20 protein-coding genes and 2 riboswitches are annotated in these 23,034 nt (G+C 57.4%); of the genes, 1 reads left to right on the forward strand and 19 read right to left on the reverse strand.

Translation table 11 applies throughout. The features are described from left to right. Positions 1 to 8: 8 nt before the first annotated feature. Positions 9 to 203, reverse strand: a riboswitch (cobalamin riboswitch). A 125-nt stretch (positions 204 to 328) separates the two neighbouring features. Then, a complete protein-coding gene (locus AAGD24_RS19855) occupies positions 329 to 1,063 on the forward strand; it encodes a DUF3047 domain-containing protein (RefSeq protein ID WP_379866123.1) in 735 nt (244 codons plus the stop codon). Here the strand turns inward: AAGD24_RS19855 and nhaB are convergent. The 19 genes from nhaB to mnmG form a co-directional block, all read right to left on the reverse strand. After that, positions 1,050 to 2,555, reverse strand: coding sequence for a sodium/proton antiporter NhaB (nhaB, locus tag AAGD24_RS19860; RefSeq protein WP_036211681.1), 1,506 nt, complete (start codon positions 2,553 to 2,555; stop codon positions 1,050 to 1,052). The genes AAGD24_RS19855 and nhaB overlap by 14 nt on opposite strands. A 253-nt stretch (positions 2,556 to 2,808) precedes the next feature. Further along, a complete protein-coding gene (locus AAGD24_RS19865; protein ID WP_379866125.1) occupies positions 2,809 to 4,911 on the reverse strand; it encodes a TonB-dependent siderophore receptor in 2,103 nt (700 codons plus the stop codon). A gap of 111 nt (positions 4,912 to 5,022) precedes the next feature. Further along, positions 5,023 to 5,985, reverse strand: a complete 963-nt coding sequence (locus AAGD24_RS19870) for a helix-turn-helix transcriptional regulator (protein ID WP_379866127.1) — start codon at positions 5,983 to 5,985, stop codon at positions 5,023 to 5,025. Further along, positions 5,985 to 7,229, reverse strand: coding sequence for a D-amino acid dehydrogenase (locus tag AAGD24_RS19875; RefSeq protein WP_075196424.1), 1,245 nt, complete (start codon positions 7,227 to 7,229; stop codon positions 5,985 to 5,987). The genes AAGD24_RS19870 and AAGD24_RS19875 overlap by 1 nt, the downstream gene beginning before the upstream one ends. A gap of 163 nt (positions 7,230 to 7,392) precedes the next feature. After that, a riboswitch (glycine riboswitch) is annotated at positions 7,393 to 7,490 on the reverse strand. 99 nt (positions 7,491 to 7,589) lie between these two features. Next, positions 7,590 to 9,422: a glutamine--fructose-6-phosphate transaminase (isomerizing) gene (gene glmS, locus AAGD24_RS19880; RefSeq protein WP_036211699.1), complete on the reverse strand. Its 1,833-nt coding sequence runs from the start codon at positions 9,420 to 9,422 to the stop codon at positions 7,590 to 7,592. 34 nt (positions 9,423 to 9,456) lie between these two features. Then, positions 9,457 to 10,821, reverse strand: coding sequence for a bifunctional UDP-N-acetylglucosamine diphosphorylase/glucosamine-1-phosphate N-acetyltransferase GlmU (gene glmU, locus AAGD24_RS19885; RefSeq protein ID WP_379866130.1), 1,365 nt, complete (start codon positions 10,819 to 10,821; stop codon positions 9,457 to 9,459). A 142-nt stretch (positions 10,822 to 10,963) separates the two neighbouring features. Continuing rightward, on the reverse strand, positions 10,964 to 11,386 hold the full coding sequence (locus AAGD24_RS19890) for a F0F1 ATP synthase subunit epsilon (RefSeq protein ID WP_007153013.1): 423 nt from the start codon (positions 11,384 to 11,386) through the stop codon (positions 10,964 to 10,966). 47 nt (positions 11,387 to 11,433) lie between these two features. After that, entirely contained in the window at positions 11,434 to 12,828 is a 1,395-nt protein-coding gene (atpD, locus tag AAGD24_RS19895; RefSeq protein ID WP_036211702.1) for a F0F1 ATP synthase subunit beta, read from the reverse strand. Positions 12,829 to 12,882: 54 nt separating this feature from the next. Further along, positions 12,883 to 13,746, reverse strand: a complete 864-nt coding sequence (gene atpG, locus AAGD24_RS19900; protein ID WP_036211705.1) for a F0F1 ATP synthase subunit gamma — start codon at positions 13,744 to 13,746, stop codon at positions 12,883 to 12,885. Between the two features lie 71 nt (positions 13,747 to 13,817). Then, positions 13,818 to 15,362, reverse strand: coding sequence for a F0F1 ATP synthase subunit alpha (gene atpA / locus AAGD24_RS19905; protein WP_036211708.1), 1,545 nt, complete (start codon positions 15,360 to 15,362; stop codon positions 13,818 to 13,820). Between the two features lie 28 nt (positions 15,363 to 15,390). Continuing rightward, complete coding sequence (locus AAGD24_RS19910; RefSeq protein WP_007153009.1) at positions 15,391 to 15,927, reverse strand: F0F1 ATP synthase subunit delta; 537 nt, start codon at positions 15,925 to 15,927, stop codon at positions 15,391 to 15,393. Positions 15,928 to 15,942: 15 nt separating this feature from the next. Further along, positions 15,943 to 16,413, reverse strand: a complete 471-nt coding sequence (locus AAGD24_RS19915; RefSeq protein WP_036211711.1) for a F0F1 ATP synthase subunit B — start codon at positions 16,411 to 16,413, stop codon at positions 15,943 to 15,945. 65 nt (positions 16,414 to 16,478) lie between these two features. Further along, on the reverse strand, positions 16,479 to 16,736 hold the full coding sequence (gene atpE / locus AAGD24_RS19920; RefSeq protein WP_012138088.1) for a F0F1 ATP synthase subunit C: 258 nt from the start codon (positions 16,734 to 16,736) through the stop codon (positions 16,479 to 16,481). Between the two features lie 73 nt (positions 16,737 to 16,809). Further along, positions 16,810 to 17,682 (reverse strand): F0F1 ATP synthase subunit A, encoded by an 873-nt coding sequence (gene atpB / locus AAGD24_RS19925; RefSeq protein ID WP_036211714.1) that lies wholly within the window; start codon positions 17,680 to 17,682, stop codon positions 16,810 to 16,812. 19 nt (positions 17,683 to 17,701) lie between these two features. Beyond that, a complete protein-coding gene (locus AAGD24_RS19930) occupies positions 17,702 to 18,100 on the reverse strand; it encodes a F0F1 ATP synthase subunit I (protein ID WP_036211717.1) in 399 nt (132 codons plus the stop codon). A 313-nt stretch (positions 18,101 to 18,413) separates the two neighbouring features. Next, on the reverse strand, positions 18,414 to 19,286 hold the full coding sequence (locus AAGD24_RS19935; RefSeq protein WP_036212072.1) for a ParB/RepB/Spo0J family partition protein: 873 nt from the start codon (positions 19,284 to 19,286) through the stop codon (positions 18,414 to 18,416). A 51-nt stretch (positions 19,287 to 19,337) separates the two neighbouring features. Further along, a complete protein-coding gene (locus AAGD24_RS19940) occupies positions 19,338 to 20,132 on the reverse strand; it encodes a ParA family protein (protein ID WP_036211720.1) in 795 nt (264 codons plus the stop codon). After that, the gene (rsmG, locus tag AAGD24_RS19945; RefSeq protein WP_379866135.1) at positions 20,120 to 20,797 is read right to left on the reverse strand and encodes a 16S rRNA (guanine(527)-N(7))-methyltransferase RsmG; all 678 of its coding nucleotides are present in this window, start codon (positions 20,795 to 20,797) and stop codon (positions 20,120 to 20,122) included. Before rsmG ends, AAGD24_RS19940 begins: the two co-directional genes overlap by 13 nt. An 8-nt stretch (positions 20,798 to 20,805) precedes the next feature. Continuing rightward, positions 20,806 to 22,692 (reverse strand): tRNA uridine-5-carboxymethylaminomethyl(34) synthesis enzyme MnmG, encoded by a 1,887-nt coding sequence (mnmG, locus tag AAGD24_RS19950; protein ID WP_041332705.1) that lies wholly within the window; start codon positions 22,690 to 22,692, stop codon positions 20,806 to 20,808. Positions 22,693 to 23,034: the final 342 nt, after the last annotated feature.

The following is a 23,034-nucleotide window of genomic DNA, read 5'->3' on the forward strand; positions in this document are numbered from 1 at the left end:
TACGCGAAGGTGCAGTTGTATTCCCTGGCAGGTCTTCGGACTCAGGGGCGTGAACCTGTTGGCTCGGCCTTGCGTGGCGACTTCCCGGCATTCGCCAGTGTCTTTATGCCACGCTCGTTCCCCAATACCGCTGCGCGTCAGTTCCGGAGTCTCACCGGATTCCCGGTACCACGATCATCGTGATGAGGGCGATCTGTGATTGATCAGCCTTTGATCACTATATCTGGTACTAAGCCAAGGATATAAACACTATATAGACTAAGATAAATCGCAACAAGGCACTTTTTCGACGGTTACCGGTCAGTAAACGAACCCATAGGAGCATCCCATGACACCGCTACCGAGATACCTGACGGCCGCCCTCGCCCTTTCGTTGATGGCCGCTTCGGCCCAGGCTGACAGCACGGAAAACTCGCTGATCACCGCGTTTTCGACCATAACGTCCCTGGAAGATGGCTGGGAACCGATGGAGTTTCCGAAGATAGACCGCCACAGTCGCTATCAGTTGACGGACGACAACGGCGAGCAGGTGGTCAAGGCCACCACAGACAACAGCGCCTCCGGGCTGATAGCCAGGGTGTCCGTCGAACCCGGGGATTCACTGATCCTGCGCTGGCGGTGGAAAGTGTCGAACGTCTATGAGCAGGGAAACGCCCGTAAAAAGGAGGGCGATGACTACCCTGCGCGAATCTACGTGGCCTTTGAGTTCGAGCCGGACGAAGCCGGCTTTTTCGAGCGCGCCAAACGCGAGACCGTGGAAGTGGTGTTCGGGGAGGAACTGCCGGGCAATGCGCTGAACTACATCTGGGCCAACCGGCTGCCGGTTGGCGAAATCGTTGCCAACCCGTTCACCGATACCACGATGATGGTAGCGGTGAACTCCGGGACGGCGAACACAGGCGAATGGGTCACGGTGGAGCGGGATATCGTTGCGGACTACCGCAAGGCCTTTGACCGAGAGCCGCCGAAGCTGGTGGGCGTCGCCATCATGTCGGATTCCGACAACACCGGAGCATCTGCCACCGCCTGGTATGGCGATGTCAGCTTGGTCAAACCAGATTGATGACGCAAAACAGACCTACCGCGCCCATCACGATGGTATAGGGAAACGCCATCACAACCATCCGCCCATAGGACAATCGCACCAGCGGGGCGATTGCAGACGTCAGCAGGAACAGAAACGCGGCCTGGCCATTGGGGGTAGCCACACTGGGCAGGTTGGTGCCGGTATTGATGGCGATGGCCAGCTCCTGGAAATGCTCGTAGTCGATACTGCCGGCGTCCAGCGCCTGTTTGATTTCACTGATGTAAACGGTGGCTACGAACACATTGTCGCTGATCATCGACAACAACCCGTTGGCAATAAAGAACATGCCCGGCTGCTGGTCCTGCGGCAGGCTGAGCACAAAATCGATGATCGGCTTGAACAGGTGTTGCTCGTGAATCACCGCGACGATGGCGAAAAACACCACCAACAACGAGGTAAATGGCAGCGACTCCTGGAAGGCCTTGCCGATCTGGTGCTCATCGGTAACACCAGTGAACGAGGTGATCAGGATAATCACCAGAAGGCCGATCAATCCCACCTCTGCCAGGTGAAACGCCAGCCCAACAACCAGCACCAGGGCCGCCATTGCCTGCACCCACAGGGCAGCCTGGTCGGCTTTCGTGCGCTTGGTGCGCTCGTTGTCAGCAAACTCTTCCAGTACCTGGCGGACAGGCTTGGGCAACCGGGCGCCATACCCAAACCAGCGCAGCTTTTCCAGCAGCCAGCAGGTGGTCAGGCCGGCCACCAGCACCGGTAGGCTCACCGGCGCCATGCGCAGGAAGAAACTGACAAAGTCCCACCCTACTACCTTGGCGATCAGCAGGTTCTGGGGTTCGCCCACCATGGTGGACACTCCCCCCAAGGCCGTACCAATGGCGCCGTGCATCAGCAGGCTACGCAGAAAGGCCCGGAACTTGTCCAGGTCTTCCCGGTGCAACTCAATCACGTGTTCGTCGCTGTTGGCGTTGTGATCAGAGTGATGATAACCCTTGCCGGAAGCTACCTTGTGGTACACCGAGTAAAAACCGACAGCGACACTGATGATGACTGCGGTGACGGTAAGCGCGTCCAGGAACGCGGATAGAACGGCCGCAGCAGCACAGAACAGCAGTGACAACGCGGACTTTGACCGCACACCCACCAGGATCTGGGTAAACGTCACCAGCAGCAGCTCTTTCATAAAGTAGATGCCAGCCACCATGAACATCAGCAGCAGGATGACCGGGAAGTTCACCAACACCTCGTGGTACACCGCATCCGCTGACGTCATACCCACTAACAGGGCTTCAATCGCCAGCAACCCGCCCGGTAACAGTGGATAACACTTCAGCGCCATGGCCAGGGTAAAAATAAACTCCCCCACCAACGCCCAACCGGCCACGGCCGGACCAAGGGTCCAGACAATCAGCGGGTTGGCGATCAGGAATAGAAGAATGACCTGTTTGTACCAGGCGGGTGCATTACCCAGGAAGTTGTGGGTAAAGCCGGAGAGAACGGTTGTGGGCATTGCGGGAATCTTCTGAGTAAACGGTTTGTTGGAATTGTGTGGCAGAAGGCCCGCATCTTCCTTGATATTTGTGTAACCGGTAATCCCCCAAAGGTACAGGGTGAGTGCCTATTTGGTCTTACATGAAACAAGGAAGAGTGGCCGGACGACCACTCAAAAGAGTTTCGTAATATTACTTAAAAACAGAGCCAGAATCGACTCTGTTTTCAGCACTCAGGGTTTATTATGACCGTTATCACTTCCCGCTTACGTGTCAGAACCGGTAAGAAACCGACGCCGTAACGTTACGCTCTGCCCCGAAGTAACAGAAGTCCAAACTGTTGTAGCAGGACGCCACGTATTCCTTGTCCAGCAGATTGTTCACGTTCAGCCGGGTAGAAACGCCTTCCAGGCCGAGCTTGCTGAAATCGTAGCCCAGTGCCAGATCCACCAGGGTGTAGTCCGGCACCTTTTTGGTGTTGGCATCATCGGCGTAGATGTCCGCGTTGTGACGGACACCCAATCCCGCGTTTGCCCCGTTAAGGACTCCCTGCGTGAACCGGTAACCGGCCCACAGGGTCAGCTGGTGTTCCGGCACCTGGCTGGCGGCATTGCCCTCGCGATAGGCCTCGGACTTCTCAAAGGTGACGTCCGTGAACGCATATCCGGCCTGGACATTCAGGTTCTCCGTCAGCTGCGCCTTGGCTTCCAGCTCCACACCCTGGGACTCAATCTCACCGATGCTGCGGTAGAAGGACTCCTGTGGCTGCTTGGTGGCCAGATTCTCCTGGTTGATGCGGAACAGAGAGAGCGTATACAGGTCCGTGGTTCCCACCGGCTGGTACCTAAGCCCGGTTTCTATCTGCTTGCCTTCACTCGGGGCCAGCAGGTCGCCGTTCTCGTCGGTATAGGCGCTGGGCGAAAACGACGTGGAGTGGGACACGTAGGGTGCAATGCCGTTGTCGAACAGGTAGAGCAGCCCAGCACGGCCACTGAACTGGGTTTCGTCCAGCTCTGTCACTACACCGGTGTCACGATTGGTGTTCTCGATCTCCACCCAGTCGTAACGGCCACCCAACGTCAACCGCCAGCCACCGGTGGCCAGCTGGTCCTGCAGATAGACCCCGGTCTGTTTCTGCTTACGGAGATTGCGTTGCGGGGGGTACAGGGCAGAGGGATCGGCCCCGTACTCAGGATTGAAGGCATCGATGGCCGGAAAGGCGCCCGACGGCCAGACCACGTCGTTCTCACGCTGCTGATAGTCCACCCCCACCAATACGGTGTGATCCACCGCGCCAGTCGTCAATTCCCCCTGAATCTGGTTATCAACGGTGAGTGCCTGCAGATCCTCATCGCCACCGGAGTAGTAGCGGTTAAGCTCAGTGGCCGAGGCCCAGCCGTAGGCATAGACCTGTTTCAACTCAACGTCCGAATCCAGGTAACGGGCTTTCTGCAAGGCGGACCAGTTACGGTTGATTCGATGCTCCAGATCGTACCCCACCATGGTCATGTCGCGCCGGAAAAGGTCGTAGTCCGGTTCGCCCTCAAAGAAGGTGTTGTCGATCTTCTGGCCGTTGCGGGACTCCACCGTGCCCTCGTACGGCAAACCGCTGTGGTAGCCACCTTCCGGATCACGTTGAAGGTAGGCCAGCAGGGTCACGCTGGTCTCGTCGGTCATGTCCCAGGTCAGCGACGGGGCAATGGCGCGACGGTCCAGTTCCACGTGGTCCTGTTGCGCGTCAGCAGCGGAAGCAATGCCGGTCACGCGATAGGCAACCCGTTGCTCATCATCCACCGGACCGGTGACATCAAAAGCAAAGCTGCGCTGGGCGTTGTTGCCGAGCGAGACACGGATTTCACCCCCATCCCGGAACTCCGGACGCTTGCTGGTCAGGGCAACAATCCCACCAGGGGAGCCTTGGCCGTAGAGAACGGAGGTCGGGCCTTTAACAATCTCAATGCGCTCAAGAAACCAGGGATCAATGGCAAAGGAGCTGTAGGAGCCACCGTCGTTCATCACCCGCAGGCCATCCAGATAGGTGTTGTTGATACTGCCATCGGAAAAACCGCGGAGAATCAGATAATCGTAGCGGTTGGAAGACCCCACCTGGTTTGTACCCACACCCGGGGTATAGCTGGCGGCGCGCTGCACCGTGCGGGCGCCTTTTTCTTCCCAGTCTTCGCGGCTGACAACAGATACTGATTGCGGGGTTTCAATCACCGGGGTATCGGTTTTCGTGGCGCTGCGGGTCGCTGTTACGTTTAGCGCATCCAGCATTTTCGGTTCGCCCTGTTCCTGGGCAACGGCTAATGGCGCGCCGGTGACACCGACAAGGGCCATGGCAACCGCAAATGACAAACGGGAATGTCGGAACATGAAAACCTCACTTGGGTCTAACGATAATTTAATGCGAATTATTCGCTTTTAGATCCAGCATTAGATATGCCAAGTGACAGAATTTATATGCGGAATGATAAATACCGTGATTCAAACGACGGTTTTGGGAGAAACACCGAACTGGCGCCGGAACGCAGTCGCAAAGTTAGTGGCATGTCGATAGCCGGACCGGTGGGCAGCCTGCTGAACGGAGTATCCCTGCTCCAGGTAATGCCAGGCCAGGTTCAACCGGCACTTCCGCAGATACCCGAACACCGACAATCCGTAGGTCGCACGGAATTTACTACGCAAACTGCTGGGACTCATTGCGGCACGGCTGGCGAGATCCGTCAGGGAGTAATTGTCCGTCGGGGCGAATTCCATCAGCTGACGAATGGCCTCCAGGCGCTGGTGTTCCTGGGTGGACGCGCGATTTTTCCGTTCAATCGCTGGCACCGGCTCCGGAAGACCATAACCCACCAACTGCAGAGCCAGACCTTCCAGCACCAGTGTTTTCTGAAGCTCAGGCAGCCCGACGCCAAGGGGTTGCTCAAGAGCCGTCATGAGAACCGGTGGAACGTCCCACAGCATCACTGGGTCCTGCACCCCCCTGAGCAGGGCTCGCAGAGACCCCTGTTCGGTCTGCGCCGGCAACGGGCCACCGGGATCAAAAGCCAACACAATGGTTTTCAAACGTTGACCAGCAGGCTGATAGGCTGCCAGTGCATATTCCGGTCGTAATTGCAGGCTGGCAGCCATGCCACTCCCAAGCTCCCGCTCGACCGCACCAACCGACAGGCGGATGCGTCCTTCGAGCACGATCACCATCAACAGGGGCGCATGGCCCAACGACACCGATTCATAGCTCTGGGAGATCGTCAGGTCGGAATGAGTGAAGCGAAACCCCGACGGTAGCGGGGTTTCATCAATCCACCCCCGGGCGATGGTTGAATCGTCATCGGGGGCGTCATGGCCGTCGACGCCGGGGAAGCGGTAGCTGATTCCGTACTCGCGGCCAAAAGCCAGGAACTCCTGCCTGCCGAACGACGTTAGTTCGGCACGATCTCCCAACACTAGCCGGCTGTACTCGCTGTTGTGCCTGACACCGCGGACGCAACAGCATCCGCCACCATCTCGGCAGTGATTGCAGACAGGGTCCAGCCCAGATGACCGTGACCCGTGTTATAGAACACGGTGGGCAACCGGCCCGGACCGACTCGCGGCATCATATTGGGTAGCATGGGGCGCAGCCCTGCCCAGGGTACGACGCGGCGGGTGCAAACCCCAGGGAAACACTGCTCGACCCATCGGGTGAGCGGCCGGATTCGGTCATCCCGGATATCACGGTTATAGCCGCTGAATTCCGCCGTACCCGCAACCCGGAACCGATCATCTCCCAGCCGGCTGGTGACTATCTTGGTGGCATCGTCCAGCAAACTGACCGTCGGTGCCGCTTCCTGGGAGGCTTGGTCGTCCAGCTCAACGGTGATGGAATACCCCTTCACCGGGTAAATGTTGACTCGGTCCCCCAGCTTGGCGGCCAGTTCCCGGCTACCCACGCCCGCACAGATCACCACACCATCAAAGGTGTCACGAGTTTGCTCTTCACCATCAAACGAGGTGACCCAGGCGTGGGACTGATCCGCACTCAGTTCCGTCACCGAGTGCTCATAACAGGTTTTGACGCCGAGGCGAAGAATGGCCTCCGCCAGGCCATTGGTGAACTTATGGATATCACCGGTTGAATCGCTTTCGGTGTAGAAACCGCCGTAATAGGTCCCCGCCAGCGTGGGTTCAATAGCCCGCATTTCCTCGGGAGTGACCGCCCGACGTTCCAGGCCGCCGGCAGCCAGCAACCTGGAAACATTCGCCGCATGGTCGAACCCGGCCTTGTCACGGTAGATATGGAGGATGCCCTGTTTCTTCAGATCAAAGTCGATCCCTTCGTTCTGCGCCCAGGCAAACAGGTGATCCCGGGCGGCAATCGCAAGGCGTGCGGTTTCCGTGGTGTTCTGTTCGTACTGGGGAATCGCGGCGATGAACTCGGCGAACCAGCTCAGTTTGTGCCAGGAAGGCTTGGGGTTAACCAGCAGCGGCGCATCCCTCCGGGACATCCACTTAAGGCCCTTGATGATGGTCTGCCAGTTGTTCCAGACCTCAGCGTTGGAGGCGGACAGTTGGCCACCATTGGCGAAAGAGGTTTCCATCGCCGCATAACGGTGTTTCTCGTAAACGGTGACATCCAGGCCGCGCTTGGCCAGGGTGTATGCGGTGGTGATACCCGTGATACCACCGCCAATAACTGCAACTCGCTTCATAATACTCTCCAGGGGCGTCCAGGGTTTCCTTTCTCCACAGCATGGTAGAAAGCACCCCTTCCGTCACTGGACCTGAGAGATTCACGCACCGCTCCAACGGAACCGGCCGCTTGCTCCTTCGGTGTGCCAACGGACGCAGTCGTTGGCAACTCTTCGGAAAGTATTCATGTCAGCGGTCCTTTTGCCTGAGAGTTTCCGGGGCAGTTGCTCCTTCGGCGCCGAGTGCATGGTTTGCGACTCGATCTCTCCCGCTGACACCTCATTGTTCGACGAATACTAGCGTAACAGGGACGCAAAAGTTGAACTCGCCCTGCAGAATATTAGCATACTCCGGGCAGCAGGCTCCGAGTTTGTACCACGCTACTCGACCGTCACACTCTTCGCCAGGTTCCGCGGCTGATCCACATCGGTGCCCTTGAGCACCGCAACATGGTACGAGAGGAGCTGCAGCGGCACGGTATAGACAATCGGTGAGGTGATCGGGTGTACCGACGGCAGCGGCATTACGTGGATACCTTCCTGGGGCCGCACGTCCGCTGCCTGGTCAGCAAATACAAACAGCTCGCCACCGCGGGCGCGAACTTCTTCCAGGTTGGATTTCAGCTTTTCCAGCAACTCGTTGTTGGGTGCCACCGTAACCACCGGCATCTCGCCGTCCACCAAAGCAAGAGGGCCGTGCTTGAGCTCACCTGCCGGATAGGCTTCGGCATGGATGTAGGAAATTTCCTTGAGCTTCAGTGCACCTTCCAGAGCCACCGGGAACATGGCGCCACGACCCAGGAACAGACTGTGGTTCTTGTCCATGAACGACTTCGACATTTCGGCGATATCGCCATCCAGTGCCAGTACCTGATCCACCTGGCTGGGTAGTAGGCGAATCGCCTCAACAATTTCTGCTTCGCGCGACTCTTCCAGGCCGTTGTGGCGAGCCAGCGCCAGGGTGAAGATCAACAGCGCGGTAAGCTGGGTGGTAAACGCCTTGGTGGACGCAACCCCGATTTCCGGGCCGGCCTGGGTCATGATCACCAGGTCAGATTCCCGCACCAGGGAGCTGCCGGGCACGTTGCAGATGGCCATGGCGGCGCGGAAACCGGCCTTTTTCGCCTGGCGCAGGGCAGCCAGAGTGTCGGCGGTTTCGCCGGACTGGGAGATACACAGGAACAGGGTGTCCGGCTGAATCACATGCTTGCGGTAGCGAAACTCGGAGGCCACTTCCACGGAACAGGGCACGCCCGCCAGGTCCTCTATCCAGTAGCGTGCCACCATGCCGGCATGGTAACTGGTGCCACAGGCGATGATCTGAACATGGCGAACGTCTTCCAGCAGGTTGCCAGCCTGGGTACCCAGTGCCTGTTCCAGCACACGGGTGTTGGTAACCCGGCCTTCCGTTGTGGCGCGGATGACCCTCGGCTGCTCATGGATTTCCTTGAGCATGAAGTGGCGATACTCGCCTTTTTCGGCAGCGTCCTGGCTGTGTTCAAAACGGTTAACCGCGCGTTCCACCAGCTGCTTGTTACGATCATGAATCTCAATGTGATCACGACGGATATCGGCGATATCCCCTTCTTCGAGGAACATGAAACGGTCGGTGACAGGCAGTAACGCGAGCTGGTCGGAAGCGATGAAATTTTCGCCTATGCCGACACCCACCACCAACGGACTGCCTTCACGGCACACCACCATATGGTCTGGCTCGTCGGCATGAATCACTGCCAGCGCAAAGGCACCGCGCAAACGTTCAATGGCGGTGCTCACGGCCTCGTAAAGGCTGTTGCTGAGGCGGAACTGCTTTTCGATAAGGTGCGCAACGACTTCGGTGTCCGTCTGGGAGGTGAACTCAAACCCCTCGGCTTTCAGTTCTTCCCGTAGCTCCTGGTAGTTCTCGATAATGCCGTTGTGGACAATGGCCAGGCGGTCACCGGACATATGCGGGTGGGCATTGATCTGGGACGGTTCACCGTGGGTCGCCCAGCGGGTATGGGCAATGCCGGCGGCTCCCTCAAGCCCGTTTCCAGTGATGGCATCGGCCAGGGCCGCAACCTTACCCACTTCGCGGGCCCGGTTGATGGCTTGTTTGCCGTCAATTACGGCCATGCCGGCGGAGTCGTAGCCCCGATATTCCAGACGGCGCAGGCCTTCGAGAAGAATTCCCTGAACATCCCTTTCTGATACCGCACCTACAATGCCACACATGTCGCTCTCACCTGTCCGTTGTAAATCGTTTAAATCACTTTTTCGTCGGCCGTTCCCAGCCGGAGATATTGCGTTGGCGAGCTCGTGCGACCGCCAGCTCACTCTCCGCTACATCACGGGTGATGGTAGAGCCCGCACCGATGGTGGACCCAGAGGCAACGCTGACCGGTGCCACCAGTGAAGTGTTGGACCCGACAAACACGTCATCACCAATAACGGTTCTGGACTTGTTCACCCCATCATAATTACAGGTGATGGTTCCTGCACCCACATTTACGTTACGGCCAAGTGAGGTATCGCCAACGTAACTGAGGTGGTTGATCTTGCTGCCCTCGCCAACATCGGCTTTCTTGGTTTCGACAAAGTTGCCCACCTTGGTCCTGGCCGCCAGCCGGGTACCCGGCCGGAGACGTGCAAACGGTCCGATACTGGCGCCTGCACCCACATCCGCACCCTCGATCACTGAATGCGCTTCAATTTTTGCACCAGCCGCAATCTGGCTGTCCCGTATCACACAACCCGGCCCGATACTGACGCCGTCCGCCAGGGACACCTTGCCTTCAAACACTACGTTAACATCGATCAGCACATCTTGGCCCACGGACACCTCGCCACGCACGTCAATACGGGCGGGGTCGGCCAGGGTGGCGCCCTCAGTCATCAAACGGTCCGCTTCCTGACGCTGCACCCAGCGCTCAAGTTCGGCAAGTTGAAGACGGTTGTTAACGCCCTGGACTTCGTATTCGCTGGCAGGCTGGGCAACGGCGATTTCCACACCGCGATCAGCCGCCATGGCAATGATGTCGGTCAGGTAGTACTCACCCTGAGCATTACGATTGGAGAGCTGCGGCAACCAGTCCTTCAAGTGGCGTGACGAGACCGCCAGGATGCCGGTATTTACCTCCCGGATTTGTTTCTGGGCGTCAGTGGCATCCTTCTGTTCCACGATCGCACGCACCTTGCCACTGTCATCCCGCAGGATACGCCCGTAACCATCCGGCGTTTCCAGGTTCACGGTCAACAACGCGAGTGAACGATCACTTACTTGAGAGACCAGGTTCTGGAGCGTTTCAACGTTGATTAGCGGTACGTCGCCATAGAGAATCAACACCCGAGCCTCATCCGGCAGAGCCGGCAAGGCCTGAGCAACCGCGTGGCCAGTGCCCAGTTGCTGTTCCTGCAGTGCCCAGATGAGATCTTCGGCGGGGGTAATCTGCCGAACCTGCTCCGCACCATGTCCAATGACGCCATGGATACCGGAGGCGCCCAATTGGCGGGCGGTATCAATAACGTGATGGAGCATGGGCTTGCCAGCCACCCGGTGGAGAACTTTCGGCAGCGACGATTTCATTCTTGAACCCTGGCCGGCGGCCAGAATCACAACGTGAAGGGGAGTCATACGATTACCACGCTCCGGATCGGTAGCCAGTTTCAATGCCTGAATACAAAAAAACCGCACCCTTGGTTGCCTGACAACGTTTCGCTGTTCTCAGGCGACTCAGGATGCGGTTTCGGTGATCGGCAGTCCCGAACAGAAATGCTTAACGCATCTTGTTGCGCAGCTGCTGGATGGTGCGAAGCTGGGCAACAGCTTCGGCCAACTCGGCAGCGGCACGGGAATACTCGAACTCACCCGTTTGGTTGGCGAGTGCCTTCTCAGCCTCACGCTGAGCTTCGATCGCCGCTGCTTCGTCCACATCCTTGGCACGGACAGCTGTGTCCGCGAGCAGCGTTACCAGATTCGGCTGAACTTCCAGATAACCACCAGACACGTAGAGGATCTCCTCCTCTCCGCCCTGCTTGATTATCCGGATAGGACCCGGCTTAAGCTGGGTCAGCAGCGGCGTATGACCCGGGGCAATACCCAGGTCACCTTCAGAGCCCGCTGCGATCAGCATTTCAACCAATCCGGAATAGATCTTTGTTTCGGCACTTACCACGTCACAATGCACGGTCATACCCATGTTGTTGCCTCTCTGATCGATCCGGAAACAAGCGCTTTAGGCTCAGATTACTTCTTCGCCTTGCTCTTCATTTCCTTCGCTTTCTCGACCGCTTCCTCAATGGTACCAACCATGTAGAACGCCTGCTCAGGCATATCATCATAGTCACCGTTGAGAATGCCCTTAAAGCTGCTGATGGTTTCCTTCAGGGAAACGTACTTACCGGGGGAACCGGTGAAGACTTCAGCAACATGGAACGGCTGGGACAGAAAACGCTCGATCTTACGGGCACGGGCAACGGTCAGCTTGTCTTCTTCTGACAGCTCGTCCATACCCAGGATGGCGATGATGTCTTTCAGCTCCTTGTAGCGCTGCAGATTGGTCTGCACGCCACGAGCCACTTCGTAGTGCTCGTCACCGATGACCAGTGGATCCAGCTGACGAGAGGTGGAGTCAAGCGGATCGATCGCCGGGTAGATACCCTTGGAAGCGATGTCACGGCTCAGTACCACGGTCGCGTCAAGGTGGGAGAAGGTGGTCGCCGGGGACGGGTCAGTCAAGTCATCCGCCGGTACGTAGACCGCCTGGATAGACGTGATGGAACCGGTCTTGGTCGACGTGATCCGCTCCTGCAGCTCACCCATCTCCTGGGCCAAAGTCGGCTGGTAACCTACCGCGGACGGCATACGGCCGAGCAGGGCTGATACTTCGGTACCCGCCAGGGTGTAACGGTAGATGTTGTCGACGAAAAGCAGTACGTCACGACCTTCATCACGGAACTTCTCAGCCATGGTGAGACCGGTCAGGGCCACACGCAGACGGTTTCCGGGAGGCTCGTTCATCTGGCCGTAGACCATCGCTACTTTATCAAGGACGTTGGAGTCCTTCATTTCGTAGTAGAAGTCGTTACCTTCACGAGTCCGCTCACCAACACCGGCGAATACGGAGAGACCGGAGTGCTCTTTCGCGATGTTGTTGATCAGCTCCATCATGTTGACGGTCTTACCAACACCAGCACCACCGAACAGGCCAACCTTACCACCCTTGGCGAATGGGCAGATCAGGTCGATAACCTTGATGCCGGTTTCCAGCAGGTCGGCAGATGCAGACTGATCTGCATAGCCCGGTGCCTTGCGGTGAATCGCCCAGCGCTCGTCTTCGCCGATCTCGCCCTGTTCGTCGATCGGACGACCCAGAACATCCATGATACGGCCCAGAGTCTGGGTGCCAACCGGTACCGAAATGGCCTTACCGGTGTTGTCTGCTTTCAGGCCTCGCTTGAGACCCTCGGTGCTGCCCATGGCGATGGTACGAACAATGCCGTCGCCCAGCTGCTGCTGGACTTCCAGAGTTGTTTCGCCACCTTCAAGCAGCAGTGCGTCATATACGTTGGGTACGGAGTCACGTGGGAATTCCACGTCGATAACCGCGCCAATGATCTGAACGATGTGTCCGCTACTCATGCTCGGTTCCTCGTTATCTAGATAGTCAATAAAACCAGTTGGATTGTTGGCGGATCAGACCGAAGCCGCGCCGCTGACAATCTCCGAAATCTCTTGGGTGATGGCTGCCTGACGCGCCTTGTTGTACGCCAACTGAAGCTCGTCGATGATGCCACCGGCGTTATCAGTTGCGCTCTTCATGGCGATCATACGGGCGGCCTGTTCACATGCCAGATTTTCTACCACACCCTGGTACACCTGGGATTCAATGTAACGTGGCAGAAGGCCATCGAGGATCTGCCTGGCATCGGGCTCGTAGAGATAATCCCACTGGTTCTTGATCTCTTCCTCGTCTTCCCCCGGAGGCAGCGGCAGAATCTGCTCCACCTGCGGGGTCTGGGTCATGGTGTTCTCGAACTCGTTGCTGACCAGGTAAAGACGGTCGATCTTGCCTTCCGAGAACGCGTCCAGCATGACTTTGACGTTGCCGATGAGTTTGTCAGAGCTCGGGCTGTCCCCCAGATGGGTCAGCGCCGCAACGACGTTACCGCCGTAGCTCCTGAAGAAAGAAGCACCTTTCTGCCCGATGGCGCACAGATCAGCCTCTACCCCTTTCTCCTTCCACGCTCGCATGTCACGGACAAGCGCTTTGAACAGGTTGATGTTCAGACCACCGCACAGGCCTCGATCCGTAGACACCACCACATAGCCCACGCGCTTTACTTCACGCTCGACCATGAACGGGTGCTTGTACTGGACGTTCGCCTTGGCAATGTGCCCAATAACCTGACGCATCTTTTCCGCATAAGGGCGTGTCGCCTTCATGCGTTCCTGAGCCTTACGCATCTTGCTCGCCGCGACCATTTCCATGGCGCTGGTGATCTTCTGCGTGCTCTTGATGCTGGATATCTGGTTACGTATTTCTTTTCCGACGGCCATAACTCACTGCCTTCTCAAGTTAGACACTCATTGCTCTAAAATCGGCCTGCAACACGTTGCAGGCCCATTCGTTACCAGCTCTGAGTGGTCTTGAATTTCTCAAGTGCAGCTTTCAGGCTCGCGGCGATTTCATCGTTGTAATCGCCTTTCTCGTTGATCTTGTCGAGAAGTTCTTTCTGCTCGGACCGCATCCAGTCCAGCATCAGTGCTTCGAACTTCACTACATTGTCGACATCAACGTCGTCCAGGAAGCCTTCGTTGGCTGCGAACAGAACCGTACCCATTTCAGCCACGGACATCGGGCTGTACTGGTTCTGCTTCATCAGTTCGGTTACCCGCTGACCGTGTTCAAGCTGCTTACGGGTCGCTTCGTCAAGATCGGAAGCGAACTGTGCGAAAGCGGCCAGTTCACGATACTGGGCCAGCGCCAGACGGATGTTACCGCCAAGCTTCTTCATGATCTTGGTCTGGGCTGAACCACCCACCCGCGATACCGAGACACCCGCGTTCATCGCCGGACGAATACCGGAGTTGAACAGGTTGGTCTCCAGGAAGATCTGGCCGTCGGTGATCGAGATCACGTTGGTCGGTACGAACGCGGAAACGTCGCCGGCCTGGGTCTCGATGATCGGCAGAGCCGTCAGGGAACCGGTCTGGCCCTTCACTTCGCCGTTGGTCAGTTTTTCAACTTCCTCGGCGTTGATCCGGGACGCACGCTCCAGCAGACGGGAGTGCAGGTAGAAAACGTCACCCGGGTATGCTTCACGGCCCGGCGGACGACGCAGCAGCAGGGAGATCTGGCGATAGGCCACAGCCTGCTTGGACAGATCATCATAGATGATCAGGGCGTCTTCACCGCGGTCACGGAAGTATTCACCCATGGACGTGCCGGAGTAGGGTGCCAGGAACTGCATCGCTGCAGGATCGGCGGCGCCGGCGGCAACTACGATGGTGTGATCCATAGCGCCATGCTCTTCCAGCTTGCGCACAACCGCGGCAATGGAAGACTGCTTCTGGCCAACTGCCACGTAGATACACTTGATGCCGGAATCTTTCTGGTTAATGATCGCGTCGATGGCGACGGCGGTCTTACCGATCTGGCGGTCACCGATGATCAGCTCACGCTGGCCACGACCGATTGGCACCATGGTGTCAATGGCTTTCAGACCGGTCTGGACCGGCTCATCAACGGATTGACGAGCGATAACACCGGGAGCCACTTTCTCGACCGGTGAGGTCAGATCGGTGCCCAGTTCGCCTTTGCCATCGACGGGATTACCCAAGCCATCAACCACACGGCCCATCAGTTCCGGACCCACCGGTACTTCCAGGATGCGGCCGGTGCAACGAACCTTCTGGCCTTCCGCCAGGTCTTCGTAGTCACCCAGTACAACCGCGCCCACGGAGTCACGCTCCAGGTTCAGGGCCATACCGAATATGCCGTTGGCAAATTCAATCATCTCACCGTACATAACGTCGGCGAGACCGTGGATCAGTACGATACCGTCAGAAACGGAGAGGATCGTACCTTCGTTCTTTGCATCGGAAGAAATATCGAGCTTTTCGATTCTCTTCTTGATGATGTCACTGATCTCGGATGGATTCAGTTGCTGCATGCCTTTATCCTCAAACCTTGTGCTGAAATCAGGAGCCCAGAGCGTCGGCCAGTTTGGTCAGCTTTCCGCGTACAGATGCGTCAATCACCATGTCGCCGGTGCGTACAATCACACCACCGATCAAAGACTTGTCCATTGACGCTGCGAGTGACACTTGGCGCTCGAGTTTGGTCGACAGTGCCTGGGCGAGCTTCTGCTGTTGTTCGTCCGTCAGCTCATATGCCGAGGTGACTTCAATATCAACAGTACGCTCAAAGTCAGCCCGGTACGTGTTGAAGAGCGCTGCAATTTCGGGCAGAAGACTCAACCGGCGATTGGCCGCCAGAATCATTAAGAAATTGCGAACCGACTCTGTGACGTTGTCTCCAACGCACTCCAGAATCATGTCTGCCTTCTTCTGCTCTTCGGTGCCTGGACTGGCGAGAAGCTGTCGAATGTCTTCGTTGGCTGTAATCTGCCCGGCAACGGTTAGCACTTCAGACCATTCAGCCAGTTGCTTCTGGTCCTGAGCGGCCGAAAATGCTGCCTTTGCGTAAGGGCGGGCCAGCGTTCTCAGTTGTGCCATGATGAACCTCGTCGTTTAGAGTTCTGCTGCCAGCTTGTCCAGCATCTCACTGTGCTTGTTGGCATCGACAGAGGTTTCCAGGATCTTCTCAGCACCAGCAACCGCGATGGCGGCAATTTCCGCACGCAACGCGTCACGAGCCTGATTGCGCTCCTGCTCAATTTCGGCCTTGGCCTGCTCAATCAGCTTCTGGCCTTCCTTGCGAGCATCGTCTTTCGATGCTTCCACAATCTGGGCCGCACGCTTGTTGGCCTGTTCGATCAGGCCAGCCGCTTGCTGCTTGGCTTCACGCAGTTCCTGAGCTGACTTTTCCTGAGCCAGTTCCAGATCGCGCGCAGCGCGGTCTGAGGCAGCCAGTCCGTCAGCGATCTTCTTTTGACGCTCCTGCAGTGCGGCCATAATCGGCGGCCACACATATTTCATGCAGAACACGACAAAGATAAAGAACGCGATGGCTTGACCAATCATCGTCAAATTAATGTTCACGTCTTCACCTCTCGCCTGTTGTGTAAAGAATCATCAGACCGGGAAGTTCCCCGGCGGCGACTCGATTAACCGGCGATCTGGCCGACAAACGGGTTGGCGAAAGTGAAGAACAGAGCGATACCAACACCGATCATGGTTACGGCGTCCAGCAGGCCTGCAACGATGAACATTTTAACCTGCAGCATCGGGGTCATTTCCGGCTGACGCGCGGCGCCTTCCAGGAATTTGCCACCGAGGATACCAAAGCCGATAGCAGTACCCAGGGCACCCAGGCCGATCAGCAGTGCAACGGCAATCGCGGTCATTCCAACTACAGTTTCCATGATAACTCCCAGTTTTCAGTTAGGTTTTCAGTTTAAGGGTTTCGGTTTTCAAACTACGGTTTAATGGTTCCGATCAATGACTGTCTTCATGAGCCATGCTCAGGTAAACAATCGTCAGCATCATAAAGATGAACGCCTGCAGCGTGATGATCAGAATGTGGAAAATGGCCCAGGGTACCGACAGCGCCCACTGTGCCCAGAATGGCAGCAGGGCGATCAGGATAAAGATCAGCTCACCGGCGTAGAGGTTACCGAACAGACGCAGTGCCAGTGAAATGGGCTTGGCCAGCAGGCTCACGCCTTCCAGCAGCAGGTTGACCGGTACCAGCAGTACTTTGAGAAAGAAGTTGTCGGAAGAGAACGGGTGCAGGGTCAGCTCGCCGACAAAACCACCAACACCTTTGACCTTGATGCTGTAGTAGATAATCAGGAAGAACACGGAGAGCGACATGCCCAGTGTGACGTTAACGTCCGTGGTCGGCACCACCTTCATGTATTCCAGACCCATCATGTGGAACAGCTGGGGCAGGAAGTCTACCGGCACCAGATCCATCAGGTTCATCAGGAAGACCCAGCAGAAGATGGTCAGCGACAGGGGTGCAATCACCTTGTTTCGGCCGTGGAAGGTCTCCTTCACGCTGGTATCAACAAACTCGATCAGGATTTCAACGAAGTTCTGAAGGCCGCTGGGCTGACCAGAGGTAGCACGCTTGGCCGCCATGCGAAACAGGATCAGGAACAGGGCGCCCAGTGCAACAGCCCATCCAAGAGAATCCACGTGAACGGCCCAGAATCCCATATCGGAGGCTTCCCGGGCATTATGGGCCATGGTCCAGCCCGCTTCTGACATCACCGAACCATCCGCACGCTCGTAACCGGCCGGAAGTTTACCGTAGGTGAGGTTCTGGAGGTGGTGCTGGATATACTCTGATGCGCTGCCTGCCATAACGTTCTCTCAGGTCCTGTTAGCTTCGCTGCGTTCTGCGGCCCGCTAGGAGCGGAGTCAACCAATTGGTGACCAACATGATCGCAAATGATAAAAAAAGTGCCGCTATATCAAGCGACGGAATCCATTTGAACACCATCGTAAACAGGATGGCGCACAGGATGAGCTTGCCGGCCTCACCCTGGTAAAAAGAACTCATGATCTGCCTGGCAGACCGCGCGCCGGAGTAGCGGAAAGCCTTGAAGGCAAAATAACCGTGGGGCAGAAGAAAAATAAGCCCCCCAAACAGTGCTGAATAACCGGCCACCTGGCTTTTAAAGAGGAATGCCAGACTGACGACGACCAATACCACACTTTCTATTACAAACCATCGTGCGATGGGCGGACGCTGTATCCCACCCTGTTCAGCCTTCGTCATGGTATTTCCCGGTTGCCACACCGCTTTGGTTCGGTGCCGTTTATTAATTAGACAATCGCACCGATACAAGCGCCGCAGATTATATGTGTTCAATCTACACGAATCAACAAAACCGGAACGGTCGCTCCGCCCCGAAACACGCAGAAAAACTGGCGTTGGGGGGCATGAGGGACACAAATAGACACCAACATGAAGGGGCAGCACTATATGTAGTGGTACCTAGTCAAAACTGACCTTTGGTACCCCGCCGTTGGTCGCAGAGTGCCAACACTAAATTGTTAACAGTGGCGCTATGGAAATCCTGCCAGGGACGTTACTTGATATGGCCTAAAATGCCATCCAGTTCGTCGAGAGAGGTGTATTCGATCACCAGCTTGCCCTTGCCACGCTGGCCATGGTCGATCGACACCCGGGCACCGAGTCGCTCGGCCAGGTCGTCCTGCAGGGCACGGATGTTCGGATCCACTTCACCCTTGGCTTTCTTGCGGTTCGGCGATTCCTGTTGCACCCGGCGAACCAGGGCTTCCGTCTGCCGCACTGACAGGGATTTCGCGACCACCTGTCGCGCCACCTGCATCTGCTGCTCGGGTTGAAGCGTAAGCATGGCCCGACCATGACCCATTTCCAGATCACCGTGCTCCAGCATGACACGAACGTCTTCCGACAGGCTGATCAGCCGCAGCAGGTTGGTGATGGTGGTACGGGACTTACCCACCGCTTCCGCGACCTGAGCCTGGGTCAGGCCGAACTCATCCTGCAGGCGTTGTAGCGCAAAGGCTTCTTCGATGGGATTGAGGTTCTCGCGCTGGATATTCTCAATCAGCGCCATGGCGATAGCGGCATCATCCGGCACGTCGCGGATAATGGCGGGAATGCGGTCGAGCTCGGCCATCTGGGTGGCTCGCCAGCGGCGCTCGCCGGCGATCAGCTCAAAGCGGCCTTCGGCAATCGGACGCACCACCACGGGCTGCATCACGCCCTGCTGGCGAATGGAGTCAGCCAGTTCCTGCAGGGCCGCCGGATCCATGTCACGGCGAGGCTGGAACCGGCCACGCTGGATCAGGTCGATCGGAACTTCCCGGAGCTCACCATCGTGATCCTTCAGTTCCTGGTCCAGGTTGACCCTAGAGCCCTGCAACAGAGCGCCCAGTCCGCGCTCACCCAGTCCTCGTTTCTTCGCCGCCATGGTGTTTGTCATTCTTCCCGATGAAATATCTGTGTGCAAAGGAGAGGTAGTTTACACGGCAACAGCCGCGGATGTCTTTTGCGATCCATGCCGGCGTACCATCTCACCAGCCAGGGCCAGATAGGCCACCGCGCCCTTGGACGCGCGGTCGTATTTCAGGGCCGGCATACCATAGCTGGGGGCCTCCGCCAGCCTCACGTTGCGGGGGATCACCGCGCGGTAGACCTTGTCACCGAAAAACTCGTTGAGCTGACTGGACACATCCAGAGTCAGGCTGTTGCGGGGGTCATACATGGTGCGCAGGATGCCTTCCACCTGCAGATCCGGGTTGACGGTCTCCTGAATCTGCTCAACCGTGTTCATCAATGCCGCCAGACCTTCCAGGGCATAGTATTCGCACTGCATGGGAATCAGCACCGTATCCGCCGCTGACAGCGCATTGACGGTCAGCAGGCTGAGGGACGGCGGGCAGTCGATCAGGATGTAGTCGTAGTTCTCCCGCACCTTGTTCAGGGCCAGGCGCAGGCGATGCTCGCGGCCGATTTCGTTCATCAGCTCCACTTCGGCGGCGGTCAGGTCGCCGTTAGCCGGCAGTATGTCAAACCCAGAGACTTCGGCCCGGAAAATCACCTCGGCTGCCGTTGCCCGTTTGGTGAGCATGTCGTAGCCGGAGAGCTCCAGGGCATTCTTATCCACACCACTGCCCATGGTGGCGTTGCCCTGGGGGTCCATATCCACCAGTAACACGCGGCGCTTGGTTGCGGCCAATGACGCAGCCAGGTTGACGCAGGTGGTGGTTTTACCCACACCGCCTTTTTGATTGGTCACTGCAATCACACGCGCCATGACTCGCCTCCTGTCGTGAAATTCTGATGGCTGGAATCCCGACCGATCACCAGCAGGTGCCGGTCGCCGTCCGAGCCAGGTACCGATAATGACTGTCGGGATGTTACCTGCCAACCCACTGGCAGGGCAGCCACCTCATCATCCGGAAACTGGCCTTTCATGGCAAGGAACTCGCCCTCATCCGCAAGCAGATGCCCGCACCAGTTGACGAGGTTATCCAGTGCCGTAAACGCTCGACTGCTGATCTGCTGGTATCGGATCGCGGGATCACAGGTTTCAGCCCGGCCGTGAATGATCTCCACATTCTTCAGGCCGAGTTCCAGCACACACTGGGTCAGGAAGCGGGTTTTCTTGCTGTTGCTGTCCAGTAGGGTAAAACGCCTTTCGGGCAAGGTGATTGCGAGGGGGATGCCAGGCAACCCGCCTCCGGCGCCAACATCCAGCAGATGGTCCGCGGTAACAAATGGCAGGATACTGAGGCTGTCCAACAACTGGCGCGACACCATCTGTCGTGGCTCCCGTACAGCCGTCAGGTTATAGGCCCGGTTCCACTTATTCAGCAGGGCCAGAAACGCCAGCAACTGTTGCTGGCTGGCGCTGTCCAGTTCCAGGTTGAGGTCAGCCAGGCCCTGGGTGAGCTGGCGTTGCCAGAGTGCGTCGCTCATGGGCGCACTCAGGCGGATTGCTTGCGCAGCAGGTCGCGCTTCTTGAGATGCACCAGCACCTGGGAAATGGCGGCCGGGGTCACGCCCTGGATGCGTGAGGCCTGGGCCACGGTTTCCGGCCGTACTTCCTTGAGCTTCTGCTTGATCTCGTTGGACAGGCCACCAATGGCATCAAAATCAATATCATCCGGTAAACGGGTATTTTCATTCCGGCGCAGACGCTCGATTTCGTCCGCCTGGCGGGAGATATAACCCTCGTACTTGATCTCGATTTCCACCTGATCCGCCACCGCCGGGTCGTCTGCTTGGCCTTCGGCCATGTCTGCAATGTGGCGATAGTTGATTTCCGGGCGCCGCAGCAGCTCTGCGAGTGTCTGGTCTCGGTTCATGGGCTGACGCAGGTGGCTGTTGGCAGCGTCCCCACCAGATGTTCCCGGATGAATGCGCGTGGTTTCCAGGCGCTGACGTTCAGCGGCGATGGCTTCACGCTTGCTGTTAAAGGCCTGCCAGCGCTGGTCATCCACCAACCCGAGCTTGTGACCGGTTTCCGTCAGGCGAAGGTCGGCGTTGTCCTCCCGCAGGATCAGCCGGTATTCAGCACGGCTGGTAAACATGCGGTACGGCTCGGAGGTACCCATGGTAATCAGGTCGTCCACCAGAACGCCGAGGTAGGCTTCGTCACGGCGGGGGTACCATTCGTCCTTGTCCTGAGCACGCAATGCCGCGTTGATACCTGCGAGAAGGCCCTGGGCACCGGCTTCTTCATAACCGGTAGTGCCATTGATCTGGCCCGCAAAGTACAGGCCCTGGATGAATTTGGTTTCCAGGGTGTGGCGCAGATCCTGTGGGTTCAGGAAGTCGTACTCGATGGCGTAGCCAGGCCGCGTAATGTGGGCATTCTCGAAGCCGGGAATGGTGCGCACAGCCGCCAACTGAATATCGAACGGCAGACTGGTGGAGATGCCGTTGGGGTATAGCTCATTCGTCGTCAGCCCTTCCGGCTCCACGAAAATCTGGTGCGAGTCCTTGTCGGCAAACCGGTTCACCTTGTCCTCGATGGACGGGCAATAGCGAGGCCCGATGCCTTCGATGTTACCGGCAAACATGGGCGACCGGTCAAAGCCACTGCGAATAATGTCGTGGGTTTGTTCGGTGGTGCGGGTAACGTAGCAACAGACCTGTTCAGGATGCTGGTTGCGGGAACCCAGGAAGGACATCACCGGCGCCGGGTCATCACCCCATTGCTCCTGCATCACGGAGAAATCCACGCTGCGGGCATCGATACGGGGTGGGGTGCCGGTTTTCAGGCGCCCGACGTTGAACGGGAGTTCCCGCAGACGCTGTGCCAGCGCGTTGGCCGGTGCGTCACCGGCGCGGCCACCGGAATGCTGCTGCATGCCGATGTGGATAACACCGCCAAGGAAGGTTCCGGTGGTCAGCACCACCGTAGGCGCGCGAAAACGGATGCCCGACTGGGTCACCACGCCGGTGATGCGCTCACCATCCACAATCAGGTCGTCAGCAGCCTGCTGGAACAGCGTCAGGTTGGGCTGGTTCTCGAGGATTTCGCGGATCGCCGCCTTGTACAGCACCCGGTCTGCCTGGGCGCGGGTGGCTCGTACTGCCGGTCCCTTGCGCGAGTTGAGCACGCGGAACTGGATGCCCGCCTTGTCAGTCGCCATCGCCATGGCGCCGCCGAGAGCATCGATTTCCTTGACCAGATGACTCTTGCCGATGCCGCCAATGGCGGGGTTGCAGGACATCTGACCCAGGGTCTCGATGTTGTGGGTCAGCAGCAGGGTCTGGGAGCCCATGCGTGCAGCCGCCAGAGCGGCTTCAGTGCCGGCATGGCCACCACCAATGACTATGACATCGAAACGGGTCGGATAATCCACAACATCACCTCGGCAAACGGGGACTCAGAAAAATTCTCGGTATCAGGAAACTGCCTGAAAATCAGGGCGGGGAGTATAACGCCTCACCCGGTAAATTGCAGTCAGAATGTGCAAATTTTAACCAGACAGGCGGGGTTATCGAAAGACCTCAAGCATTACCTACCCGATACATAGGGTTCCACGCCGGGTTTCACGAATAGTGGATAACCGAAATCTGACAGATATCAGCGGCTTGTAGACACCTTCTCAGAAAACTTTTCAAGAAAGTTATCCACATATCAGATGTACCCTATAACGCCTTATTATTCGACCTAACTATTTGTTTTAAATAACTTATTTTTG

Source organism: Marinobacter sp. M5B (assembly GCF_042604615.1).
Lineage (GTDB): Bacteria > Pseudomonadota > Gammaproteobacteria > Pseudomonadales > Oleiphilaceae > Marinobacter > Marinobacter salarius.